The organism is Dyella sp. 01N36 (assembly GCF_056399745.1).
In genome coordinates this window covers 112318-119511 of the sequence record NZ_JBFTRY010000003.1, presented here as the reverse complement: position 1 = coordinate 119511, position 7194 = coordinate 112318, and the positions used below count along the sequence as shown (strand labels likewise).

Annotated in this window: 8 protein-coding genes; all 8 read left to right on the top strand. The window is 64.7% G+C overall.

From position 1 onward, the window contains the following. Nucleotides 1–154, top strand: a 154-nt coding sequence (locus AC1DMG_RS01745) for a GspH/FimT family pseudopilin (RefSeq protein WP_477180134.1), incomplete at its 5' end; no start/stop codon positions are given. Beyond that, on the top strand, nt 151–561 hold the full coding sequence (locus tag AC1DMG_RS01740; protein ID WP_477177791.1) for a prepilin-type N-terminal cleavage/methylation domain-containing protein: 411 nt from the start codon (nt 151–153) through the stop codon (nt 559–561). The genes AC1DMG_RS01745 and AC1DMG_RS01740, both read left to right, overlap by 4 nt. Next, a complete protein-coding gene (locus AC1DMG_RS01735) occupies nt 558–1223 on the top strand; it encodes a prepilin-type N-terminal cleavage/methylation domain-containing protein (protein ID WP_477177792.1) in 666 nt (221 codons plus the stop codon). Before AC1DMG_RS01740 ends, AC1DMG_RS01735 begins: the two co-directional genes overlap by 4 nt. Before the next feature lie 79 nt (nt 1224–1302). After that, on the top strand, nt 1303–2202 hold the full coding sequence (locus tag AC1DMG_RS01730) for a type II secretion system minor pseudopilin (RefSeq protein ID WP_477177793.1): 900 nt from the start codon (nt 1303–1305) through the stop codon (nt 2200–2202). Further along, entirely contained in the window at nt 2199–3350 is a 1152-nt protein-coding gene (locus AC1DMG_RS01725) for a PilN domain-containing protein (protein ID WP_477177794.1), read from the top strand. The genes AC1DMG_RS01730 and AC1DMG_RS01725 overlap by 4 nt, the downstream gene beginning before the upstream one ends. Then, a complete protein-coding gene (gene gspM, locus AC1DMG_RS01720) occupies nt 3347–3976 on the top strand; it encodes a type II secretion system protein GspM (RefSeq protein ID WP_477177795.1) in 630 nt (209 codons plus the stop codon). The genes AC1DMG_RS01725 and gspM overlap by 4 nt, the downstream gene beginning before the upstream one ends. Next, nucleotides 3973–4698: a hypothetical protein gene (locus tag AC1DMG_RS01715; RefSeq protein WP_441602812.1), complete on the top strand. Its 726-nt coding sequence runs from the start codon at nt 3973–3975 to the stop codon at nt 4696–4698. Before gspM ends, AC1DMG_RS01715 begins: the two co-directional genes overlap by 4 nt. Nucleotides 4699–4702: 4 nt before the next feature. Further along, entirely contained in the window at nt 4703–7144 is a 2442-nt protein-coding gene (gene gspD, locus AC1DMG_RS01710) for a type II secretion system secretin GspD (protein WP_477180131.1), read from the top strand. Nucleotides 7145–7194: the final 50 nt, after the last annotated feature.

Sequence of the window (7194 nt, the reverse complement as noted above, 5' to 3'; positions counted from 1 at the left end):
GGTCAACAGTTACACCGGCCGCATCCGCTTCTTCCCCGATGGCAGTTCCACCGGCGGCCACATCACGCTGCAGCGCGAGCGGCGCCAGTGGCGCGTGAATGTGTCGTGGTTGACCGGTGCCGTCAGCGTCGCCGATGTGAGTGCAAAGCGATGAAGCGGCATGCGCGCGGCTTCAGCCTGCTGGAGGTGATCTCCGCCATCCTGCTGCTGGCGATTGCCTTTGCCGCGCTGCTGCATGTGGCAGGCGCTTCACTGCATCTCGCCGACCAATCAGGGCAGGTCAGCCGGGCCGATATGTGGGCGCAGGCGAAGCTCGATGCCTTGGGCGTGGCCGAACCGCTGGCCGCCGGCGAAAGCGATGGCGACTTTGGAACGGACTATCGCTGGCACCTGCGCGTCGCCCCCTGGCAGGACGACGATCCGCCAGCGGGAAGTCCACTCACCCTGTATCGCGTCGACCTTGACGTGCAATGGGGGTCGCAGCGTCGTCCGCACGTCATCCACTACACCACGCTGCGGTCCATCGACAACGGCGTAGCCTCCGCACGGAGCACGCGATGAAGCGCACGCGTGGCTTCAGCCTGCTGGAAGTGCTCAGTGCACTTGCCTTGCTCAGCATCCTGCTGGTGGGCGTGCTGTCCGGCATACGCACCGCCACCCATATGGTCAGCGCCGGCTCGCGGGCGATGGAGAAGGTGGACGAGGCCCGCTCCATACAGCGCTTCATTCGCCACGACCTGCTTCAGGCCCGCGCCATCCCGTGGAAAGTAGATGGCAAGGGCGTGCCCATCGTGTTCGAAGGCGACGAGCATCGTCTTCAGTTTGTCGGTCCATTGCCTGGCTATCTCGATCGCAATGGCCCTCAATTGCAGACCCTGGCGATGGTCAAGGATGGCAGCGGCACCTTAAAGATCGAACTCAGCAGCGACGGCATGAGCCCGACAGGCGCGTCGCATGGCATTGGGTTCACCCCGGAGCCCCTGGCCGATGGCATCAGCCAGGGGCGCTTTCGCTACTACGGCCGAGCGGACGACAAATCGCCCCGCGAATGGCGCGGTCAATGGCATATCCCGGGCCGCATGCCCGACCTGGTCAGCATCGAACTGGAGCGCGGCGACAAGGATGGGACCTGGCTACTCGTGCAGGCACCGATCCGCCAGAGCCCCGACGCCCTGAACAGTCGCGCACTGGCCCGACTGTTGCCCAACGCAACGCAATATTGATGGCACAAAAATGTCGTCTTGCGCTGCAATGCTTGGCCCTCTGCACGACGCAAAGTCGAGTGCCCACGGGAGGACAAGGATGCCCGCAGGTCGGTCAGGTCGCTTCAAGCATCGCGAGCACGGCATCGCCTTGCTGGTCGTGCTATGGGCGTGCACCTTGCTGGCGATCCTGCTCGGCGGCTTCGCCACGCTGGCGCGCACGGAAGCGACGCAGACACGCTACCTGGCCACGCGCGCGCAATTGCGCTATCTCGCCGAAGCGGGCGTCATGCGTGCGGTCGCGGAAATCACCGCCAAGAACGGCGGGCGATGGGTGGGCGACGGTCGCCCTTATGGAATGAGCATCGATGGGCAGCAGGTCGATATCCGCATCGTGGATGATCTGGGCAAGATCGATATCAACGCGGCGGATCCTGCCGTACTGAAGAATCTGTTTATCGCGGCAGGCCTTGATGCGGTCGCTGCATCGACGCTGGCTGACAACGTGCGCGAATCGCGCGATCCCTCCGGTGCCTTCAATCGGGAAGAGGGTACACAGCGCTATGCGCAGGCTGGCCTGACACAGGGCCCTCGCTATAGCCAGTTCAATATGCCCGACGAAATCCAGTCGGTGCTGGGCATGACGCCCGCTCTGTACCGAAAAATTGCGCCGGTGCTGACCGTCTGGTCGCATCGCCAAACACCGGCGGCGGCCTTTGCACCCACCCTGGCGCTGGCAGCTCTGCCTGGCATGGATACAGCATCGGCCACGCGATTTATCTCCCTGAGAGGCTCCTTGAACACAAGGATGCCGCTGCCGATGCTGCCCAATGGCATGCCCATGGGACCCACTCGCGGCGGTACGGTAAGAACCATCGTCGCGTCGGCATCGTCGTCCGACGGCACCATCTCACGTGTCAGCGCCACGATACGGCTTGAACGCCTGCCGGGTCGCGGTAGCTACACCGTGCTTCGCTGGCAAGAGGATGCTGTCGAATGAATGCCTCCATACAGGCCTTGCGCAGCACGGTTGTGCAGTTCTGGCAACGCTCTCCGGCGTCCCCGCTGTGGCGTTGGTGGCTGGGGGAATTAGAGTCGCTGCTACCGCGTCCGTTGTTGCAGGCATTTACCAGCGGTATCGAGTGGCACGTCATTGAATGGATGGATGGGGAGTGGCAACTGCGCGCCATGCATGCTTCGGCACCGTTGGCGCGCTGGAGCGACGCGCTGTCGATCGAGCAGCAACAGGCGTTGATCAAAGATGCACTCGCTAGTGTGTCGCATGACGCGCTGCGCCTGGCCTTCCTCGTCCCCGACGCATGGGTCTTGCGCCGCCACATGGGCTTTCCGGCAGCCGCACGCGATCAATTGAAACAGGTAGCTGCCTTCGAGATCGATCGACAGACGCCGTTTCGTGCTGCGCAGGTCTTCCATGACATCGGTCCCGTCACGGTGACAGCCAACGGTACGCAGCTGCAGACCGAGCTGGTGACCGTTCCGCGTTCCCTGATCGATCCCTTGCTGGCGAGATTACGCGAGATCGGCGTCGTGCTGGATGCGATGGATGTTGGCGTCAACGGCGCGCGTCTTGGCGTGAACCTGCTGCCCGCCAGCGACAAACCACGACGCATCAACCGCCGGTTTCGCCTGAATCTCGGCCTGATGGCCGGTGCACTTCTGCTGCTCATCCTCTCCATGCTGCAGTGGGTACACAACCGCGAATCCGCGCTGGATGTCATGCGAAGCGAAGTAGATCGCATGAAGACCGAGGTGCAGGCGGTTAGCGCATTGCGTCAGACCTTGCAGGACCACGCTGGCGCCACCGGATTCCTGGCTCAACGCAAAAGGAATGGTGCGACTGCGTTGTCGATCCTGCAGGACCTATCTGCGCGACTTCCGCAAAATGCCTGGCTGGAGCGCCTCAGCATCGATCACGGCGGCCAGATCGGCATGCAAGGGCAGGGCACGCAAGCAGCGTCGTTGCTGGAAGCACTGAAGGGATCGACATCGCTTGCTGAGCCAGCCTTCCAGGGATCGATACAGAAGGACCCGTCCACCGGCAAGGAACGTTTCTTCATGGTGGCGCAGCTGCGCAAGCCCAACGATGCCAAGCCCAAGGCCCCGGCGGCTGCCGGGAGCGCGCCATGAAGCTGACCACGCTCAAGCCGCGCGAAAGCCGCATCGCGGCGGTGCTGTTGCTGCTGGTCGTGTTGGTGGTCGCGTACTTCGCGCTGCTGCACTGGTGGTTCGTCGCGCCGCTGCAATCGATCCACGCGGAGATGGACGACCTGCGCGACACGCATGCGCGCTATGCCGCCGCCATCGCCGAGAAGCCGCAGCTGCAGCAACGCATCGCCGCGATGGGCGCAGGGCAGGCCGCCAGTCACGCCTTCCTGCCGGAAGATGATCCGAACGCCGCCGCTGCCGGTTTGATGCAGCGCGTGGTCGATGCGGTGGCCGCGCATCCGCAGGGCGGTTCGTGCGATGTCACGCAGAAAATGCCGGTGACCAATCCACCCGCCGCGCCGGACGAGCCGTATCGCAAGGTGGCGGTGAGCATCACCCTGCGCTGCGATGTGCAGCCGCTGGCCGAAACGCTGCACGATCTGGAGCAGGGCACGCCGTACCTGTTCGTCGATGACCTGAGCATCTACCGCAATCCGGTGGCGGCGATGCAGCAAGCCGCGGCGCCGTTGGAAGTGCAATTCACCTTGTCCGGCTATGTGCGCCAGCCACGCGCGACGAACGGCGACACGCAGGGAGCCGCGCCATGAACGCCGCCGCCCAACGTCGCCTGACGCCTGTGCTCGGCACGGTGGCCGTGCTGTTCGGTGCGCTGCTGCTGGTCTTGCTGGCCGGTGTGGGACGCGGCGTGTCCTGGGGCGCCCAGCGCCCGGCGGCGCCTCTGCCACCGACGCACGACCAGGGCCTGCCGCCGCCCGTGCCACTGGCGCAGTTCTCCGCCGTGTGGACACAGCCGCTCTTCAGCAACGACCGCAAACCGACGATGCATGCCGCCGCCGGTGGCGCGAGCCTGGGCGACATGCAGCTCACCGGCATCATCCTCACCCCGCCGCTGCACATGGCTTTGCTGCGCGACAAGAGCGGCGAGCACGAAGTGCGCGTGCGCCAGGGGGATGCGCTGCCCGATGGCAGCTGGCGCCTGGTCGATCTGAAGCCGCGCTCGGCCGTGTTCGAATCGGGCACTGGCCGCACCGAACTGCAATTGCCGGCCGGTGCGCCGATCGACATGCCCAAGGCCGACGGCAATGCGCCGCCGGCCCCGCCACCGCAACCGGGCATGGCCGTCGGCCCGGTGCCGGCACCGCAAAGCGGACCGATGTTCAATACCGCCAACCCAACGAATACGCCCAATCCTGCCTTGCAGTCGCCCAACGGGGTGGACGCGCAGGCCGACCGTATTCGTCTGTTGAAAGAAGCCATCCAGAAGCGCCGCGCCCAACAGCAGGCGGCGCCCCCCCAGGGAGCCCATTAAAGCCATGTCCATCCAGCGCACGCCGCGGTTGACCCGCATCAGTACGCTCACCCTGGCCCTGTGGCTGGCCGGTTGTCAGACGCTGCCGCCGCCCCGGAGCGACGACGGCGCGTTGCAGCGCGAGGCCATGGCCGGCACCGAGAAGCCGGTGCCCCCACCGTTACCGTTGAACACACGCAACACCACGCCCGATCAGGGTGTCACACCCAAGCCGCAACTGAGCGAAGGCAGCGGCCAGTTTGTGCGCGCCACCGGACTCAGCCAGCCGCGCAAGGCGGCCAGCGGCGACGGTGCGGTGACCTTCAACTTCGAGAACCAGCCGGTGCAGGCGGTGGTGAAGGCCATCCTCGGCGACCTGCTCAAGCAGAACTACACCATCGTGCCGGGCGTGCAGGGCAATGTGTCCTTCTCCACCTCCGAACCGGTGGACAGCAGCCAGGCGATTCCGATTCTGGAAACGCTGCTGTCGTGGACCAACAACGCGCTGGTGATGCGTGACGGCCAATACGTGGTGATGCCGGCCAAAGATGCCGTGGGCGGCAACCTCGTGCCCAGCCTCAATGCCGTGGCACCGCAAGGTGGCCTGCAGGCGCGCTTGTTCCCATTGCGCTTCATCTCGGCTACCGAGATGCAGAAACTGATCAAGCCGTTTGCGCGAACTGACGCGGTGCTGTTGGCCGATCCCTCGCGCAACGTCATCGTGCTCTCCGGCACCACGGCGGAGCTGGACAACTACCAGCGCACCATCCACACCTTCGACGTGGACTGGCTGCGGGGCATGTCGGTGGGCGTGTTCAGCCTGCAACACGCCAACGTGAGCGAACTGGGTGGGCAGCTCGATCAGATGTTCGGGCCCAAGGGCGACACGCCACTGGCCGGCATGGTGCGCTTCCTGCCGATCGAACGCACCAACGCCATCGTGGTGATCAGCAGCCAGCCGCAGTATCTGCAGGAAGTGGGTGACTGGATCACCCGGATCGATCGCGGCGGCGGCAATGAGCCGGAGTTGTTTGTCTACGACGTGCGCAACCTCAAGGCGTCGGATCTGGCGCAGTACCTCGGGCAGATCTATACCCGCGGCAACGGCGGCGGCAACGATGCCGGCAAGGTCGGGCCGGGCCTCACCGGCTCCACGTTGGGCACCGACAACGCCAGCGGCAATGCCAGCGGCATGGGCAGCACGGCGGGCAGCTTCGGCAGTTCGCCCAGCGTCAATGGCGTGGGCGGAGGGTTTGGTAACGCCGGTGGCTTTGGCGGCACGGGAACGACGGGTACGACCGGCACCACGGGCGGCTTCGGTACGACGGGAACGGGCACGGGCGGTGGTTTCGGAAGCACGGGCGGCAGTGCCGCCGGCGGCATGTCCTCCTTCGGTTCCAGCAACAATGCCAGCGGCAACAACAGCGCCGGGCAACAGTACGTCTCCGAGGACGGTTCCATCCGCATCGGCTCGGTCGACTCCAACAACCAGCTGATGGTGCGTGCGCGACCGTCGCAGTGGAAGGAGATCGAAGAAGCCATCAAGCGCCTCGACAACGTGCCGCTGCAGGTGCAGATCGAGATGCGCATCCTTGAGGTGGATCTCACGGGGCAGCTGGAGTTTGGCGTGCAGTGGTATCTGCAGGGCCTGGCCGGCAGCACGCCCAGCTATGACAGCAACGGCAACGTCAACGGCGCGACCAATATTCCGCCAGGCGCGCATCGTCAGATATCGCTGGGTTCGGGTGGCAACCAATACGCAGGCGAGCCGCTCTTTTATTCTTTCCTGAGCACCAACGGCAAGTTCCAGGTGGCCATTCGCGCCCTGGAAACCAATGGCAACACCAAAACCTTGTCGGCGCCCTCGCTGGTCGTGCTCAACAATCAAGTCGCACACATCCAGGTCGGCGATCAGGTGCCGATCAATCAGACGTCCATCGTGACCGGCCTCAACACCACCGGATCGACGGCCAGCAGCGTGAGCTATATTCCGACGGGCGTCATTCTTGACGTGCAGCCGCGCGTGAATCCCGGCGGGCTGGTGTATCTGAATGTGCAGCAGCAGGTGAGCAACACGACCGGCTCAGCCAACTCGCAAGGCAACTTCACCATCCAGCAACGCGCCGTGGGTACGCAAATCGCCGTACAAAGCGGCCAGACTGTTCTGCTCGGCGGCCTGATCCAGCAAAACGAGAACAGCACGGATACCGGCATCCCCGGTCTCAATCGGGTGCCAATCATTGGTCGGCTGTTTGGCACAACCAATCACAACCGCAACCGCACCGAACTCATCGTGCTGATCACGCCGCGCGTGATCACCAGCAGTGAAGAAGCCAAGCAGGTGACGGACGAATACCAGCGCAAGTTTGAATCGCTGGCGCCGTTGCGGGCGACGGGTACTGCAGCGGGCGGGGCGGCAGCGCCCAGTCCTGGCGCGGGGGCGGCGAGTACGACGGCGCATCCGTAAACGGGTTTCTCTCTTTCCTGCGGGCGGCCTGAAAATGCCGCCCGGCGTTT